The 17,114-nt window shown below is 45.7% G+C and carries 10 protein-coding genes; 5 read left to right on the top strand and 5 right to left on the bottom strand.

What is annotated here, in order from left to right; all coding sequences use genetic code 11:
• Nucleotides 1-360: 360 nt before the first annotated feature.
• The 4 genes from FIV04_RS12015 to hemL all read right to left on the bottom strand — a co-directional run bounded on the left by FIV04_RS12015 (nt 361) and on the right by hemL (nt 7,768).
• Nucleotides 361-3,750 carry a response regulator gene (locus FIV04_RS12015; RefSeq protein ID WP_152469256.1) on the bottom strand — a complete coding sequence of 1,130 codons (3,390 nt, stop codon included), beginning with the start codon at nt 3,748-3,750 and terminating at the stop codon, nt 361-363.
• Nucleotides 3,751-3,968: 218 nt separating this feature from the next.
• Nucleotides 3,969-4,991: a 16S rRNA (guanine(1207)-N(2))-methyltransferase RsmC gene (gene rsmC, locus FIV04_RS12010; protein ID WP_152469255.1), complete on the bottom strand. Its 1,023-nt coding sequence runs from the start codon at nt 4,989-4,991 to the stop codon at nt 3,969-3,971.
• Nucleotides 4,992-5,082: 91 nt separating this feature from the next.
• Nucleotides 5,083-6,168, bottom strand: a complete 1,086-nt coding sequence (locus FIV04_RS12005; RefSeq protein ID WP_150869232.1) for an AI-2E family transporter — start codon at nt 6,166-6,168, stop codon at nt 5,083-5,085.
• Nucleotides 6,169-6,478: 310 nt separating this feature from the next.
• Nucleotides 6,479-7,768 (bottom strand): glutamate-1-semialdehyde 2,1-aminomutase, encoded by a 1,290-nt coding sequence (gene hemL / locus FIV04_RS12000; RefSeq protein WP_152469254.1) that lies wholly within the window; start codon nt 7,766-7,768, stop codon nt 6,479-6,481.
• 297 nt (nt 7,769-8,065) lie between these two features.
• On the opposite strand from hemL, the gene erpA reads away from it, so the two are divergent.
• The 3 genes from erpA to FIV04_RS11985 all read left to right on the top strand — a co-directional run bounded on the left by erpA (nt 8,066) and on the right by FIV04_RS11985 (nt 12,950).
• The gene (erpA, locus tag FIV04_RS11995) at nt 8,066-8,407 is read left to right on the top strand and encodes an iron-sulfur cluster insertion protein ErpA (RefSeq protein WP_032551754.1); all 342 of its coding nucleotides are present in this window, start codon (nt 8,066-8,068) and stop codon (nt 8,405-8,407) included.
• A 317-nt stretch (nt 8,408-8,724) separates the two neighbouring features.
• Entirely contained in the window at nt 8,725-9,834 is a 1,110-nt protein-coding gene (locus FIV04_RS11990) for an efflux RND transporter periplasmic adaptor subunit (RefSeq protein ID WP_152469253.1), read from the top strand.
• A gap of 11 nt (nt 9,835-9,845) precedes the next feature.
• On the top strand, nt 9,846-12,950 hold the full coding sequence (locus tag FIV04_RS11985; protein ID WP_152469252.1) for an efflux RND transporter permease subunit: 3,105 nt from the start codon (nt 9,846-9,848) through the stop codon (nt 12,948-12,950).
• Between the two features lie 281 nt (nt 12,951-13,231).
• Here FIV04_RS11985 and FIV04_RS11980 read toward each other — a convergent pair whose 3' ends face one another.
• Nucleotides 13,232-14,521, bottom strand: coding sequence for a peptidoglycan DD-metalloendopeptidase family protein (locus tag FIV04_RS11980; RefSeq protein ID WP_150893541.1), 1,290 nt, complete (start codon nt 14,519-14,521; stop codon nt 13,232-13,234).
• Nucleotides 14,522-14,650: 129 nt separating this feature from the next.
• On the opposite strand from FIV04_RS11980, the gene tyrS reads away from it, so the two are divergent.
• Together tyrS and FIV04_RS11965 are read left to right on the top strand one after the other, a co-directional pair.
• Nucleotides 14,651-15,838, top strand: coding sequence for a tyrosine--tRNA ligase (gene tyrS, locus FIV04_RS11975; protein WP_032551533.1), 1,188 nt, complete (start codon nt 14,651-14,653; stop codon nt 15,836-15,838).
• Between the two features lie 426 nt (nt 15,839-16,264).
• A complete protein-coding gene (locus FIV04_RS11965) occupies nt 16,265-17,110 on the top strand; it encodes a magnesium transporter (protein ID WP_152469251.1) in 846 nt (281 codons plus the stop codon).
• Nucleotides 17,111-17,114 lie beyond the last annotated feature (4 nt).

The following is a 17,114-nucleotide window of genomic DNA, read 5'->3' as shown; positions in this document are numbered from 1 at the left end:
AATAATCAAACCAACGCCTAGTAATGTGTCAGTAACGAAGAAAAGAGCCCGATAATTAGCCTGTTTATTTCGTTTGTATAACGTGATTTTGAGCTTGTTTTATATCTTTAAATAAGTGCTTTGTGAAGTCATTTAAGCGCTATAGAAGTGATAGGTGCCTAATGTACTAAAGCCTCTTAAATCGGCTATTGTGAATGGCCTTGAGCGTACAATATGACGATAGAACGATTCCCAAGGGAATTAGGGAATTTAGACTTGGATAAATGAATTCAGGTTGATGAGAAGGCGTAGATGCTGAGGCATTAAAAAGCCCGCTGGTGGCAGCGGGCTAGGGTAGTAAAGCAAATAGTAAGCACTAGCCTAACTAGTGAGGAGCTTTTGTAGTTTATCTCTGAGCATTTCAATGTGAGTTCTTTCCGGTGTTTGCTCTTTACAGTGCTCCAGAATAAATTCAAGAGAGCTCAATACGGTGCGCCAACGAGGCGTCTTAGGCAGAGTTTCTACACGTAAGTACTTATCTAGTGTTCGAGTTTGCAAGGTACTTCTGTCGAGATAGACACGCCATAAGCCACTCTTTTCAGCGAAGGCAAACTTAGTCTCTCCTGTGACCGACTCCCAATAAACAAGGGCGTTGGTCATGGCTTCGACAAGCACCTCTCGCATTAACTCTTGTTTATTCTTACCTTCACCAGCGGCCTTGTCAGCAAGGCGAGTGAATTCGCCGCCTAGCTCTTTCAGTTGTTGTAGCTTGTCTTTATCACCTTCAAAGGCATAACTCGACAGCGCTTCTACGGCCGTTTCTAAGTTGTTGATACGATTTGAGTTTACTGCACCGCCAACGTTGAAAATATACATAGTGTCTAATCCAGAGCCTTCAGGTAGTTTGAGAATATCACTTGAAACTCGTTGGCGAGTATCACTGATGTAGACATCAATCTCGCCACAGTAGTGTGCTTGGTCTACGCGTAAATACTTCGGTGCAATGATTTCATCAGCCATAGAACGCTTGAGTTGTTCTTGGCTGCGTCTAAATAGCTTAGCGGCAGCTTCATTAGCAAAGCGTATGCGTTGATCATCGCGAATGCAGATAATCGCTTCAGGCGCTGATTCTAATTGCTCAAGCAGACGACCTTGGGTTTCAAGCAGGTTGGCTTCTACCATTGCTCTATGCTTCAACTCTTGCTGCAGCTGGTCGTTCTCGATGCGTCGTTGCTCTGCCTTACTTGCTGATAGGTGCGCTGTGATTCGCGCCGCTAGTTCTTGCTTATTGAACGGCTTAGACAGGTAATCATTGGCTCCAACCTCAAAGCCTCGAACGCGGTCTTCAGGTTGGTTTAGCGCGGTAAGCATAATGATTGGTAGTTGTGCGTGGTCATACTCTTTTCTCAGTGTTTCACACACCTGGTAGCCGCTCATACCTGGCATCATGATGTCGAGCAGTAGCAGCTCTGGTTTCTCTTTTTCAATTAATTCAATGGTCTCAGGACCATCGCAAGCCGTGCGGACGCGATAACCCTCGAGCTTCAAGAAGCTATCAAGCACACGTAGGTTAACCGGTTCGTCATCGGCAATCACAAGTAGCGGGCCATCTGGGTCTTCGTGAATCTCACTATTATCTTGCTGGCCGCTCTCTAGTACCTCTGGCGCTTGGAAGTGCGAGTAATTGCTAGACTCATTGTAATGCTCAAGCTCTTCCGGTGTTGCTAGTGGTAGCGTGAAACTGAATGTCGTCCCCACCATTGGTTGACTGCTGACGTAGAGTGAACCACCCATTAATTCAATCAATTGACGGCTGATCGATAATCCAAGCCCGGCACCTTGTCGATATGAACTTGCGTCTTGTCCTGCTTGAATAAGTGGTTCAAAGATATGCTCTAAATGCTCTGCTGGGATGCCTTGGCCAGTATCGACCACCTGAACTCGAATATTGTCGTCAATCACGCTCGCAGAGATAACGATCTTGCCCTCAGAGGTGTACTTAATGGCATTGCCAACCAAGTTATACATTACCTGCTCTAGGCGTTGTGGGTCGGATGACACAAGACCTAAGTCCGCTGGAACTTGGTTGATGATACGAATCGGCTTACTGCCAAGTAGGTGATGAGAAAGTTCTAACACCAGGCTAGTGGCGGCAGAGAGGTCAACCGCTGACTTTTTAATGTCTAAGCTGCCATAACGCATTTTGTGATAATCCAACAGGTCATCAACCAGAGTTGCGAGGCGCTGGCCACTGTTGATGATGATATCCAGTTGGTATTTTTGATTTGCTGGAATAGGACCATTCGCGCCAGAGATCAATGCCTCAGCGATACCTACCATGCCGTGTAAAGGAGTACGTAGCTCATGCGAGGTTGTGGCTAGGAATTCATCTTTGAGCTTGTTGGCGAGCTGCAACTCTTCATTCTGTTTTTGGATGGTCTTGAGGTTATCTTCAAGCTCTTCATTTTGCGACTTGATAAGCCCCATCTTTTCACGAATGGAGCGCTGCATACGCTCAAAGCTGACTGCCAGGCGTCCTATTTCATCTTTTCGCTCGGTATTGATCATCGCTTCATCGAGATCGCCTGCCGATACCTTCTCAGCAGCCCAAGTGAGCTTAAGCAGGGGGGAAGTAATGAAGTTGGATAGGTAATGAGACGCGACAAATACCAGCACTATTGCCGTCAGCATTACGATCACAAAGATTTTTTCCAGTTGGTGGATTCGAGCAAAGGCTTCTTTTTCTGGTAGTTCAACCACCAGCGCCCAGTTTGCGTAATCCAACTCGATAGGTGCGTATGCGGCAATGATCGCTTGATCTGAACTGTTGTTAAAGGTGCCAACCGCAGTTTCACCAGCTAATGCTTTATCAATGACTTCGAGACTGAGGTCGATGGCTTGCTGACTATGCGCCAAGCTTCTTGGAAGGTGATCGCTACCAACGAGTAGGGTCTGCATGTTCGAGCTCTTATTGAGATCCGCAATCAGCTTGGTGATGCCATTGATTGGTAGTCTGAACATCGCGTAGCTATGTAGATAGCCCTGTTGAACAATCGGTGCGCCTAGCCATGCGCTCTGTTTGCCGTTTTCATCAAGGAAGTCAGAGACGATTACTGGGGTGTAGTCTTCATTGGTTTTGCGCTTTTCTGTTACGTCTTTTGCTAGCTTCTGGAACGTCAGGCCAAGGTTTGAGTCTTTGTATTTACCAGTGAGCAGGTTAGTACCGTAGTTGTCTTGTTTAAACACTGAGTAAGCGACGTTACCGTTGATATCAACCAGGAGGACATCGTCAAAATCGGCACGTTTAATCAGTTCTAGATAGGCGTTGTGGTAGCGCTTGTGAAGTAGGCGATAACGCTCACTGCCAACGTAGCTGCTCGATTCAGGCAAAATTGACGTTTTTACCTCGTTGCCAGAACCTTGAATATAACGTTGTTGCGCATTGCTACGTGCTTCTTCGATGTCTAGGCCGAGGCGTTGAAAGGCATTGATAAGGCCATAAAAACGTCCGCCACTGGCGATAGCCAACTCTGAACGAACAAAGCCAATCACTTGCGACTCTTGAGCTTGCAGGTAATCAATGATCTGTTGCTGTTTGGTATCACGCACAGACACCAAGTGAGAGGTGCTCTGCTCTTGTAGATCTTGGCTATGAGATTGAAGGAAAAAGACAGCAATAAGAGTAACAGGAGTCAGACTTAACACGAGAAACGCTAGCATGAGCGTACTTTGAAGGCGTTTAAACTTCTGCTTTCGATAGAATCTAAACATAAATTAGGTACTACTTTCCTTGAATGTACTTCTGAAAATGTTTGAAATTTGAGTACAAAGAATAGATTGAGTGGTTTCTAATTTAACGAAATTAACGAGTTTTTTTACTTTGACAAGTAAGTGCTATTTAAAGCGTGTGCAGTCGCGCAAATTTATTAAATTTTGCTAGCAATATGAACAAAAAGTGCAGGGATTGTCCTGCACTTTTTAGGGGGAGGTTATTTCGCTGCGTGATAGATAGCGAATTTAGTGGTCTTATTTAGAGTCGCGCATTTACCAAAAGCTTGCTCAATAATTGGTGGGTATTTGAGGAAGCTGTTAGCCACAATAATCATTTCACCTTGAACGTTCAGGTAGCTCGGAGCATCTGCCAATAGGGTCTCCGTCGCACTGTAGCTAGTGTCTAGACCTGAGTGGAAAGGTGGGTTGCTGATGATGAAACGGTAATCTTTTGATGTATCTGAGTAGACATCGGAAGCGAATACTTTACCCGTCAGTCCATTAGCTGCCAGTGTCGCTTTAGTTGATTCCACGGCAAAGGCGCTAATGTCGCACATCTCTAGCTCGATCTCAGGGTTACGTGAAGCCATCACAGCACCAAGCACACCAGCACCACAACCAAAATCGAGCACCTTACCGTTTAGGCTTGGTAGCGTATCGAGCAGTAATTTACTGCCGATATCAAACTCACCGTGGCTGAATACACCAGGCAGGCTCTTAACTGTAAGTGACTGCTCACCAATGTTCACCGAATAGGTTTTAAACCACTCTTGAAGATTGAACGCTGGAGCTTGCTCTAGGCATTGACCCCAGTAGAAAGAACAGCGACGCGCTGAGTCGTATTTAACAACATTGCCGTAAGGCTTGAACATCTTCTCGATGCTCTTCACACCGGATCGGTTTTCACCAACAACCACAATCTCAGTATCTTTTCCCAGTTTCGCCATCAACATCGCGAGCAAGAATTCCGCTTCAGCTTTGGCTTTTGGCCAATAAAGTAGAACGAGATCTGCTTGAGTCTCTTCGGTGAACTCGGCGCCATAGAAACGTTGAATGGTATTGCAGTTCTCTAGCTGACGGTAATAGCTGTAGTTAGAGGTAAATACTGATACCGACTCACAGTGTTTAGCTAATTCAACAGGAAATAGGTCTTCAGCCTCACCTGCAACCAGAACATGTTTGCCTTCAAAGTAGGCGAGTTGGCGTTGAGCAATTTGGCTTGGGGCGATATAGGCAGACATAGGGACTCTCTGTTGAATCGTTAGCAAAAAATAGGGGCGGATTTTCGCATAATCCGCCCCAAGCTTGAAGTTTTAATCGTCGCTAAGTCGATTATGTGTTGTCTTGTCGATTAAGGAAATCTTTAAACTCTTCATCGTAGATATTGAACAGTACGATAGTAATCGCAAAGATCAGTGGGCCGTAGATCAGACCGATGAGACCGAACAGTTGGATACCACCTAATAGCGAGAAGAAGATCATCAAGGTATTCATACCTGCGCTACCTTGCATCAGGAGTGGGCGGAGCAGGTTATCAATCGAGCCAACCACCGCGACGCAGTAAACCGTGAGGAAGATAGCCCACGTAGTATCACCGGTTAGGAATAAGTAGACGGCTGCGGGAACCCAAATCAGTGCTGTACCAACGACCGGAATGAATGAAGCAAAGCCCATCATGGTGCCCCAGAAAAGCCCCGGGAAGCCTGCAATCCACATACCTAAACCACCAGCAAAACCTTGTGCAATTGCGGTTAAGAATGAGCCCATAACCGCGGATTTAGATACTTGTTCGATCTCTGCCAGTAGCTTGTCTTCTTGGCTGCGAGACAGAGGCAATATGTGACGAACAACACTTATGATCTTGTCATGGTCGCGCAGCAGGAAGAACAGCACGAACAGCATCAAGAAGAAGTCCATTAGGAAGTTGGTCGCATCACCTAAGATCTTGGCACTGATCCCAACCAATTTGGAGCCAAAGCTAGTAGCGAATTCACCGACTTTCTGCGCAATTGCTTGTGGTTCAATGTTATCAAACGGCAGGTAGTCATTAATGAAGGCGAGCGCTTTAACCACCAAAGGATGTTCAAACAGGGTTTGGATACCACCGTGCGTGACCCATTTATAAGTGTTTTGCGAGAACAGTGAGCCTTGCTGAACAATCGCAGCAAAGACAGCGAGCAAAGGGATCACAATGATGAATGTGAGAATAATGCACGAGAGCAAAGAGACCAGATTGGCTTTGTTAGGAAGTTTTTTCTCAAGCCATTCATGGATCGGAAACATCAATAGCGAGATGATGAACGCCATCACGATCGAGTTGACGTAAGGTTCAATCAATAAATAACAGGCATACGCCGCCGCAAGTAGGGCAACAATAATCACCCAATGACTTGAGTTAATTTTGATCTTTTCTGACACGGTAGTGGTCTCTATGTTTGCGAACTCAGTTTATAATGGCTGCAAAACAGAGAGTTAGCAATGAGGAGTTTTCATTATGGGGTGTTGTAATAACGACAAAAAATGCCAAGAGAATGAGCAGCAAGCTAAAAAGGAGATCCCGTGGTTTCGAATGTTGCTGGGCACTTTAATGCTACTGGTGTTTTTATTCTGGGAGCGCTAATTGGAAGTCGCAAAGAGGTGAGAACTATTTTGTGACTCTTGGTTTGCTCTAAAAAGAAAAGGCTGCACAAAGCAGCCTTTATAAACAATGTGTTAAAGCTAAATAGCCTTATTCTGCAGCAAGGATTGCAAAACAGCGGTCAGCAGCTTCTAGTGTTGCGTCAATCTCTTTTGAGCCGTGAGCTAGTGATGTGAAGCTTGCTTCGAACGCTGAAGGAGCCAAGTAAACACCGTGGTCCAGCATTAGGTGGAAGAAGCGCTTGAAGCGTTCTACATCACACTTAGTTACATCTTCGTAGCAAGTCACCGTTTCTTGGTCAGTGAAGAAGAAACCAAACATACCGCCAACTTGGTGAACAAGTAGTGGAATACCGTGTTTGTCTGCAAGCTGCTTGAAGCCATCAGCCAGTTGCTTAGTTTTTGCCGCTAGACGCTTCTCGTTACCTTCTTCACGTAGAAGGTTCAAACATGCGTAACCTGCCGCCATTGCTACTGGGTTACCTGATAGAGTACCAGCTTGGTAAACTGGGCCAGTTGGTGCGATGTATTGCATCACTTCTTTACGACCACCAAAAGCACCCACTGGCATACCGCCACCAATCACTTTACCAAGACACGTTAGGTCTGGCTTGATGTTGTAGTAAGCCTGCGCACAGCCTTCAGCAACACGGAAACCTGTCATTACTTCATCAAAGATAAGTAGTGCGCCTTCTTGGTCACAGATTTCACGTAGACCTTCGTGGAAGCCTTCTACAGGTGGGATGCAGTTCATGTTGCCCGCTACAGGTTCAACGATGATACAAGCGATCTCACCTTTGTTTGCTTCAAACAGTTCACGTACAGAGTCTAGGTTGTTGAATGTCGCCGTTAGCGTGTGCTTAGCAAAATCTGCTGGCACACCTGGAGAGCTTGGTTGACCCAGAGTCAGAGCACCAGAACCTGCTTTAACAAGTAGGCTGTCTGCGTGGCCGTGGTAGCAGCCTTCAAACTTAAGAATTTTGTCACGACCAGTAAAGCCACGAGCAAGGCGAATCGCACTCATTGTTGCTTCAGTACCAGAGCTAACCATACGTAGCTGTTCCATTGAAGGAACTATCTCAGATACAAGCTCAGCCATTTTGATTTCAGTTTCCGTCGGAGCACCGAAGCTAAGACCACGTTGAGCCGCTTCGATAACTGCATCACGGATAACAGCGTGGTTGTGACCAAGGATCATTGGGCCCCAAGAACCAACGTAGTCGATATATGCTTTACCATCAGCATCAAAAATTAGCGGGCCATCAGCGCGCTCGATGAAGATTGGAGAACCACCTACACCGTTGAATGCACGTACAGGAGAGTTAACGCCACCCGGAATAGTTTGCTGTGCTTTTTCGTACAGCTCTGCTGATTTGGTCATTGATATATCCTCTTTTGACTGTCGGGACCAATTGGCTCGCATTGTACCTATCCATAAACCAACTAGGAATGGTTTCGCTGAGATAATCGCCCGAATCTGGTGGTTTTGAGGGGTTAAGCGGCTAATTTATTTTTATTTGATGAGTTTTTAGCAGGAAAAACGGCGATCAGATGGTGAATACTTGAACGTTTCAGTCAGGTATTGGATAATCACCGGAATAGAAAAATATATTCAACAACTATGATCTCGAACTCGATTTGTATCATGTTGTTTTTGACACAGGTAAGAGAGGTTGTCGTGAGCGAAGCAAATATCCCATTGTCTTTTTCTGATGCAGCAGCTACCCGCGTACAAACGCTGATTGCTGAAGAAGAAAACCCAGATCTAAAACTGCGTGTATACATTACAGGTGGTGGTTGTAGCGGTTTCCAATACGGCTTCACATTTGATGAAAAAGTAAATGATGGTGACATGACTATTGAAAATAGTGGTGTAACGCTAGTGGTTGACCCAATGAGCCTTCAGTACCTGATCGGCGGTGTTGTGGATTACACAGAAGGCCTTGAGGGCGCACGCTTCTTTGTAAACAACCCAAATGCAACAACAACTTGTGGTTGTGGTGCATCGTTCAGCGTGTAAAAGCTGACAAAACGTATTGTTATATAGAAACGCTGAACTTAGGTTCGGCGTTTTTTTTGTATTTTTATCTTAGTGCTTGGCACATTGACCAAAAAATTTAGAGAGAGGGATTCTCGGATTTTAGGCTAAGTTTCTGTCTTTAAAAGAATTAGCTTTGTTTTCTATTGAACGACATGTTGAATAAAGTGTCGTGCTCATCGAATTTTACCTTTTGTGGGTCTGTTATGGTTGGAGATGTGTATCAGGAAGTTGCACATGCTTAAGTGAGTTCAGTTTCTCTCTCAATCATCAGGTTATGAATAGTAAAAGGACGTGTTATGCCTAGCCGCTTCGCCCGTATTGGGTTTTCCTCTTGGTCAAAGCAACCTTGGTTGGTATCCCTCTTCTTGGTGGTGCTGTTATCTGTATGGTTGGGATTGGGCGTAGGGCAGGCCGAAGAGCCACCTTCTTCAGCGAGTACAGAAGTGCCTCTCGCAAAAGTCTCCTTTCAAACCTTTGACGCCTCACCTACTTACAAAACTATTGATTTATATGGCAGAACAGCACCAGATAGACATGCGCGCCTAGGCGCAGAGATTGCTGGAAAAATCGTAACACTCAATATTGCGAAAGGTGATGTGGTCGAAACAGGTCAAGCGATCGCGCAGATAGACAAAGCCGATTTAGGTATTCAGTTGGAGCGAGCTTCAGCACTATATCGCTTGAAGCAGAAAGAGTTTAAGGCTGCGCAATCTTTGAAAAAGCGTGGCCTACAAGGTGAGATTGCTTATACCACGGCAGAAGCTGCACTGACCGAAGCAAAAGCCATGAAAAGTAATGCAGAGCTAGCGCTGCGTAATACGGTGATTCGTTCTCCTTTCTCTGGCATCGTGCAGGAGTTACACGTTGAAGTCGGAGACTTCGTTGGGGTCGGCGATCCGGTTGCTGGTGTCATTGACCTCGACCCACTGGTGATTGAAGCGGATGTGAGTGAACGTCACATTCAACAACTGCAGTTAGGCCAAGCGGCAAAGGTTCGTTTATTAGGTCATCAAAGTGTTGAAGGCAAGCTTCGCTATATCTCACGCATATCGACAGCGTCGACCAATACATTCCCAATTGAGATTGAAATCCCAAACCCCCAGCGCAGTTTGCCAGCTGGCGTCAGTGCAGAGGTTTCTCTGAATCTAGAAAGCCAGCAAGCGATCAAAGTGACACCTGCGATGTTGGCTTTAGATGAGGCTGGCAACCTTGGTGTGAAAACCTTAGTACCATCTGGTGATGACAAGGTCGTAAAGTTTGTTCCGATTCAGTTAGTGAAAGCAGAACAAGATGGAGTTTGGCTTGCAGGACTGGGTGAGACAGTGGATATCATTACCGTTGGACAAGGTTTTGTGCGCGATGGTGATAACGTGATTGCCACAGAGCAACCAACAGCGGTGAACTAGGAGAGAACATCATGTATTCATTGATTGATGCTGCGATGTCTCGTTCGCGAACCATGTTGTCATTGCTGCTGTTTATTTTGGTCGCGGGCATCGGCACTTATATTACGATTCCAAAGGAGTCGAGCCCGGACATTACCATTCCAATCATCTATGTGTCTGTTGGCCACCAAGGTATTTCCCCAACAGATGCCGAGCGCTTATTAGTTCGACCTATAGAGCAAGAGCTGCGCTCGATTGAGGGTGTAAAAGAGATGACAGCAACGGCCTCTGAAGGCCATGCTTCGGTGTTGTTGGAATTCAACGTCGGGGTTGATCTCACCAAGGCAATGGCAGACGTGCGAGATGCGGTCGATCTTGCCAAGCCTAAGTTGCCGGAAGATAGTGATGAACCAACCGTTAATGAGGTGACTCTAGCTTCAGAGCAGCCAGTGCTTTCCGTGGTTTTGTATGGCACAGTTCCCGAGCGCACTATCGTTCAGATTGCTCGTGAACTGGGAGACAGACTAGAAAGCTATCGACAGATACTCGAAGTGGATATCGCCGGCGACAGAGAAGACATTGTAGAAATCATTGTCGATCCCTTACTTATGGAAAGCTACAGCTTAGATCAAGCCGATATCTATAATCTGATCGCACTGAATAACCGCGTTGTAGCGGCTGGATTTGTGGATACCGGTTATGGTCGATTCTCGATCAAAGTTCCTTCCGTTTTTAACTCTCTGAAAGATGTGCTTGAGCTGCCGATCAAGGTTGATGGTAAACAGGTGGTGACCTTTGGCGATGTTGCCACGGTAAGGCGTGCCTTTCGCGATCCTGAAAGCTTTGCCCGTTTAGATGGTAAATCTGCCGTAGTATTAGATATTAAAAAACGTGCTGGTGAGAACATCATTGAGACGGTAGAACTGGTTAAAGCTGTCGTTGGTGTTGCTCAGCAAAGAGCAGAGTGGCCAAATAATTTATTGGTTAAGTTCACTTGGGATGAGTCGAAAGACGTTAAGATCATGCTTAATGATCTGCAAAACAACATCCTCTCCGCCATTATTTTAGTGGTGATCGTGATCATCGCGATCTTGGGTGTTCGCACTGCGTTATTGGTCGGCATCTCTATCCCCGGATCGTTCTTAACTGGGTTACTGGTGTTATCGGTGTTTGGTTTAACGGTCAACATCGTAGTGTTGTTCTCGTTGATCATGGCCGTCGGTTTGCTGGTGGATGGTGCGATTGTTGTCACCGAGTTTGCCGATAGAAGGATGCAAGAGGGCGAAGCAAGGAAAACAGCGTATCAAGCGGCAGCGAAGCGCATGGCGTGGCCAATCACAGCTTCCACAGCTACAACTTTAGCGGCGTTTGCCCCATTGCTGTTCTGGCCAGATGTGACTGGTGAGTTCATGAAGTACTTGCCCCTAACCTTGATTGCGACCTTGTTTGCTTCTCTGCTGATGGCACTGTTGTTTGTTCCAGTGTTGGGAGGGCTGATTGGTAAACCGCAGTATGTCTCTGCTTCTAATCAATCTCGAATGGTGGCTCTACATAACGGAGACTTCTCACAAGCGACAGGGATTACCAAGCTCTATTACCACACCCTCTCTATAGCGATTCAGCATCCACTCAAAATCTTGTTGAGTGCGATATTGCTTTCGATCGCAGTTGGTTTCTCTTATGCCAAAGCTGGACTTGGGGCTGAGTTCTTCCCTGAGGTTGATCCACCGTTTTTCAACGTTAAAGTGCGCTCGCATGGTGACCTCTCGATTCAAGAAAAAGACGTCATCATGAGAGATATTGAGCAGATGATGCTTGGCCATGAAGAGTTTGACAGTGTTTATACGCGCACAGGGGGAGATGATCAGATTGGTCTTATTTCGATTACGCCTGTCGATTGGCAGTATCGTCGCAGTGTTAAAGCAATCATTGAAGAGCTAAAAGTTCAAACTGACCAATACCCAGGTGTCGAAATTGAGTTTAAGTTTCCAGATGCTGGTCCTCCAGTAGAGAACGACTTGGTGATTGAGCTCTCTGCTAAAACGCCAGAGCAGCTAAATCAAGCTGCTAAAATAGTTCGGTCGTGGGCAGATGCCAGCCCAGCTCTGACCAACATCAGCGATACTAGCAGTAAAGATGGAATTGATTGGAAAGTGGATATTAGGCGTGATGATGCAGCTCGCTTTTCTGCCGATGCCACTCTTGTCGGAAATACGGTTCAATTTGTGACCAACGGGCTAAAGATCGGGGACTACTTACCCGATGACTCTTCTGAAGAGGTCGATATATTAGTTCGTTATCCAAATGATAAGAGAGATATTGGCCGTTTTGATCAGTTAAGAGTAAAAACGCCTGCAGGTCTGGTCCCTATTACCAATTTTGCTCAGATTGTGCCAGACCATAAGCAAGACACCATTAAGCGCCTAGATGGTAAACGCGTGGTAAACGTGTTGGCCGATATGAAAGAAGGGTTCAATCTTGCGCTAGAGCTACCTAAGATTGAACAAACGCTAAACGAGTTGGGCTTACCCAATGGCGTTGAGTTTCGTATTCGTGGCCAGAATGAAGAGCAAGAGAACTCATCAGCATTTTTGCAAAGTGCGTTCATGGTCGCTTTGGCAGCAATGGCCTTGATTCTCATCACTCAGTTCAACAGCTTTTATCAAGCCTTTCTTATCCTCAGTGCAGTGCTGTTCTCGACAGTTGGTGTGTTTATGGGATTATTGATATTCCAGCGTCCTTTTGGAGTGGTGATGTCCGGCATCGGGGTAATCGCATTGGCAGGTATTGTCGTGAATAACAATATTGTACTGATTGATACCTACAATCAGCTGGTCAAGCGGGGGTTAGACAAAAGGGATGCGATTTTGAGAACCGGTGTCCAGCGTCTAAGGCCAGTAATGCTAACAACAGTGACAACTATTTTAGGCTTGATGCCGATGGTGCTTGAGATGAATATCGATTTAATCAACCAGAAGATCGAATTTGGTGCACCGAGTACCCAGTGGTGGTCGCAATTGGCAACTGCCATTGCTGGTGGTTTGGCGTTTGCGACGGTTCTAACCTTGGTGCTTACACCTTGTTTGTTGATGCTAGGTAGAGATAAAAACAAACAGAGCACAAGCGCGGATGAATAATACCAATCACAGTAAATAAGTGATCAAAAATAGCGCAGGAAAAAGGCTTGAGAACAAGGCAGAATTTTTCGATAAGTAGTTATTCTACAATCAAAAACTCTAACGCAGTTATCGAGCATTTTAACAAGCTAGGGTGAGCAATTATTTACTACGATTGGTATAAGCTCAACAGTAAAAGCTAGGTACGATAGATAAAACAAAGGGCACCTCAGAGTGCCCTTTGTCGTTTATGTTGTTTTGCGTATTGGTTTACACAAGGTTAAACGCTGTAGGTGAAAACGTTAGTTAGTGGCCAGTAGTTGGCTATAACGGTCTAGTTTTTCTAGGCGTAGCTTCGAGTTAGCAATGAAGGTTGCTTTCGCTTTACCAGTCAGTGACTTAGACTGTGGCAGCTTCACAGTACGAGCGTTCTTGTGCACGCCATTCACTAAGAATTCGTAGTGCAGGTGTGGGCCGGTAACACGACCTGTACCGCCTAAGGTACCGATAGTCTGGCCTTGTTTCACGCGCTGCCCTGTTTTTACCAAGCGTTTCTTAAGGTGCAGGTACTTGGTTAGGTACGTATTACTGTGTCGAATGAAGACATAGTTACCGTTGAATTGGTTGTAGCCTGACTTCTGAACAATACCGTCGCCGGCAGCCCAAATCGGTGTACCCACAGGCGCGGCATAGTCGGTGCCTCTGTGTGGGCGTACTTTACCGGTAACTGGGTGTTTACGACGAGGGTTAAAGTTCGATGTTACGCGTCTAAAGTCGACTGGGGAGCGTAGAAAGGCTTTTTTCATCGCTCGCCCTTGATCGTCGTAGTAGTTCCCTGTTTTGTCATCAAGGATCGCGGTAAAGGTATCGCCTTGATTCTTGAAAACCGCAGCGGTGATCTTGCCGCGACCAATCACTTCACCCTCAACCACTTTTTCTTGATACAAGATCTTAAAGCTGTCGTTTTTGCGAATGTCTAACGCGAAGTCGATATCCCAACCAAAGATACCTGCCAGCTCCATGATTTGGTTTGCGGTTAAGCCTGCACTCATGCCTGCGTTCCAGAAGTTAGAAGTGATGTCTGCTTCTGCGTAGTTGTATTGGTAAGCGACCTCTTTTTTATCAAAGCTTGAGGTGTAGCTGTCACCTGACTTGGTGATCTTAAAGCTCTCGAAGGCACTGAGTTGCCTTTTTAGCTGAATCAGGTCGTTGTTTTCATCAAAACCAAACTGTAAAACGTCACCTGGCTTAAGGTTCGACAGCTGTTTGTTGATGTCTTTATTGGTGTTCAGCAGCGTAATCAATAGTCGATAGGAGAGACCGATACGCTCGAATAGTACTGAGGTACTTTCACCAGAACGAACCGTGTACTTCTCCCAATTGAGTACCGCTGTAGGTACATGTTCTTCATTACTGACCAGAGCGGCAGCGTTGATAGTGAGAGGGTAATGTTTGCCAATAACTAGAGAGTCACTTTTATCACGCAGAGAACTGACATCGGGTAGAAGGAAAAGGGCAACGAAGATTACAGCACTAAAAAATGCAATAAAGACCCGGTGCAATATAGGAAGGCGTGCAAAAATAGACAACATGTTCCGGTTCGTATAGTAAATATTAAGAAAATAGACGACTGAATAGTGTAACTGGTTTCAAAATACATCGCTATTCAAGTAAGATGTCTAACTATTATATTTTTGCCAAATCTGTGGGAGTGAACAAGAATGGCGAGTATTGAAGCTGCACTAGCCGAGATCAAACGTGGCGTTGAAGAACTGATTCCAGAAGACGAACTGATTGCAAAACTGAAAGAGGGTCGTCCTCTACGTATTAAGCTGGGTGCTGATCCAACAGCACCAGATATCCACCTAGGCCATACTGTTATCTTTAACAAGCTTCGTGCTTTCCAAGAGCTTGGTCATGAAGTGACATTCCTGATCGGTGATTTCACTGCAATGGTTGGTGACCCGTCTGGTAAGAACTCAACACGTCCACCACTAAGCCGTGAAGATGTTCTAAAGAATGCTGAAACTTACAAAGAGCAAGTATTCAAGATCCTAGACCCAGAGAAAACACAAATTCGTTTCAACTCTGAGTGGCTTTCAGACCTTGGTGCTGAAGGCATGATTCGTCTTGCTTCTAACCAAACTGTTGCTCGTATGCTTGAGCGTGATGACTTTAAAAAGCGTTACGCAGGTGGCCAACCGATCGCTATCCACGAATTCATGTACCCACTTCTACAAGGTCACGACTCTGTTGCACTAGAGAGCGATGTTGAGCTTGGCGGTACAGACCAGAAGTTTAACCTGCTAATGGGTCGTGAACTGCAAAAAGCTGCAGGTCAGAAGCCACAAGCAGTACTCATGATGCCACTACTTGTAGGTCTAGACGGCGTTAAGAAAATGTCTAAGTCTGCACACAACTACATCGGTATCAGCGAAGCACCAAGCGAGATGTTTGGTAAGATCATGTCTATCTCTGACGATCTAATGTGGAGCTACTACGAACTATTGTCTTTCCGTCCGCTTGAAGAAGTGGCTGAGCTGAAAGCTGGCGTTGAAGCGGGTAAGAATCCACGTGACGTTAAAGTTCTTCTAGCGAAAGAGATCATTGCTCGTTTCCACTCTGAAGCAGATGCTGACGCAGCAGAGCAAGAGTTCGTAAACCGTTTTGCTAAGAACCAAGTGCCAGATGAAATGCCTGAGTTTGAATTCGAAGCGGGTCTGCCCATCGCTAACGTGCTTAAAGAAGCCGGTCTAGTAAACTCGACTTCTGACGCGATGCGTATGATCAAGCAGGGTGCGGCTAAGATCGAAGGTGAGAAGATTGAAGACAGCAAGCTAGTACCTGCAGCGGGTACAGCGGTTTACCAAGTAGGTAAGCGTAAGTTTGCTCGTATTACTATCAAGTAATATTAAATCTCAATGAGTTAGTAAAAAGGCATCTACGGATGCCTTTTTTATTGACACAAAGTTGACCAAGTATTTTGTGTGGCCTTGCTACACTATGCGCGCTGTCGAACTGACAGTAATTTTGGAGATTTTTATGAACAATACCGACCATCCTCCTAGTTTGAAGGGAGAAGAATAACCTGTCTCGGTATTGATCTAATGTCCTGCCGTTCAGGTAGGGTACCTTTTGTTTCCCCTCATTCTTTTCCACACTCTAGATTCTAACAAGTAGACACATCAGTGCTTTAAGCTCTTGGTGCACTTAGCTATATATGCTTGGGTTATAGAATTATAAGCTTTTGGTGTGCCCAGCTTTATGCTCTTGAAGTGCTCGCTGTAGGATACTTGTTTTGATGGTCGTTACCTTTGCCAATCGGGAGATTCGCCATGACGGTAATGAACAACACTTTTTTATCTATTGAAGCTTTATACTCTGAACGAGACATTCAGGCCGTATCGAGTGCCTTTCAACAGTACACGGGTGAGCAGCAAGTTGAGTTGCTGAATCGTATGCCACTGGAAGACGCAGTCTTGGTACTTGGTCAGTGTTCTCTCAGTGTTATTCAAGCTCTACTTAGTGAGTTAGAAGAGCAGGGTTATGAAAAACGCTCTCGCCATTTAGCTCACCAATTAGGACTTATCTACTCTGAAGTTGAACCTCAGCAGGGTTATCTCACGACTGGGGTGATGAGCCACGTAAGGCAACGTATCGGTTGGATTATTGCGCTAGCACTTTTGGGGATCGTTTCTGGCCTGATTATCGCTCAGTATGAGGATATTCTCAGTCAGCTGGTTCTGCTTGCGATTTACATGCCTGTCATTGCGGCTGCTGGGGGAAATACGGGCACACAAGCGGCGACTCTGGTGATTCGAGCCTTGGCAACGGGCGAACTCAAAAAGCGTCAATGGCTGAGCGTAATTTGGAAAGAGTTGCGAGTGGCTATCTGCTTAGCTGGAGCAATTGCTGTAGTGATGGTTGGTCGTATTCTGCTGTTTAGCGAAAACCAGTCAACGGGTGGTTATGACATTAACATGATCGCGTTTGCGATTGCGGTTGCTCTGTTTATTCAGGTGACCATTTCGACGGTACTTGGTGGAGGTTTGCCTATTGTGGCTCGTCTGTTCAAGCTCGACCCTGCGGTACTTGTGAGCCCAGTACTCGCCTCTATCGTCGATATTTCTGGTATGTGGATCTACTTTACGGTGGTGAATTCCTTTCTTGGTATCGCTTGATTCT

This window comes from Vibrio sp. THAF190c (assembly GCF_009363355.1).
In the GTDB taxonomy this organism is placed as follows: Bacteria; Pseudomonadota; Gammaproteobacteria; order Enterobacterales; family Vibrionaceae; genus Vibrio; species Vibrio fortis_A.
Note: the sequence above shows the minus strand (reverse complement) of the source record. Positions and strands in the feature narration are given on the sequence as shown.

Coding starts and splice junctions, on each gene's coding strand:
- FIV04_RS12015 (WP_152469256.1), bottom strand. CDS start 3,750: ATGTTTAGATTCTATCGAAAGCAGAAGTTTAAACGCCTTCAAAGTACG.
- rsmC (WP_152469255.1), bottom strand. CDS start 4,991: ATGTCTGCCTATATCGCCCCAAGCCAAATTGCTCAACGCCAACTCGCC.
- hemL (WP_152469254.1), bottom strand. CDS start 7,768: ATGACCAAATCAGCAGAGCTGTACGAAAAAGCACAGCAAACTATTCCG.
- FIV04_RS11980 (WP_150893541.1), bottom strand. CDS start 14,521: ATGTTGTCTATTTTTGCACGCCTTCCTATATTGCACCGGGTCTTTATT.
- tyrS (WP_032551533.1), top strand. CDS start 14,651: ATGGCGAGTATTGAAGCTGCACTAGCCGAGATCAAACGTGGCGTTGAA.
- FIV04_RS11965 (WP_152469251.1), top strand. CDS start 16,265: ATGACGGTAATGAACAACACTTTTTTATCTATTGAAGCTTTATACTCT.
- FIV04_RS11985 (WP_152469252.1), top strand. CDS start 9,846: ATGTATTCATTGATTGATGCTGCGATGTCTCGTTCGCGAACCATGTTG.
- FIV04_RS11990 (WP_152469253.1), top strand. CDS start 8,725: ATGCCTAGCCGCTTCGCCCGTATTGGGTTTTCCTCTTGGTCAAAGCAA.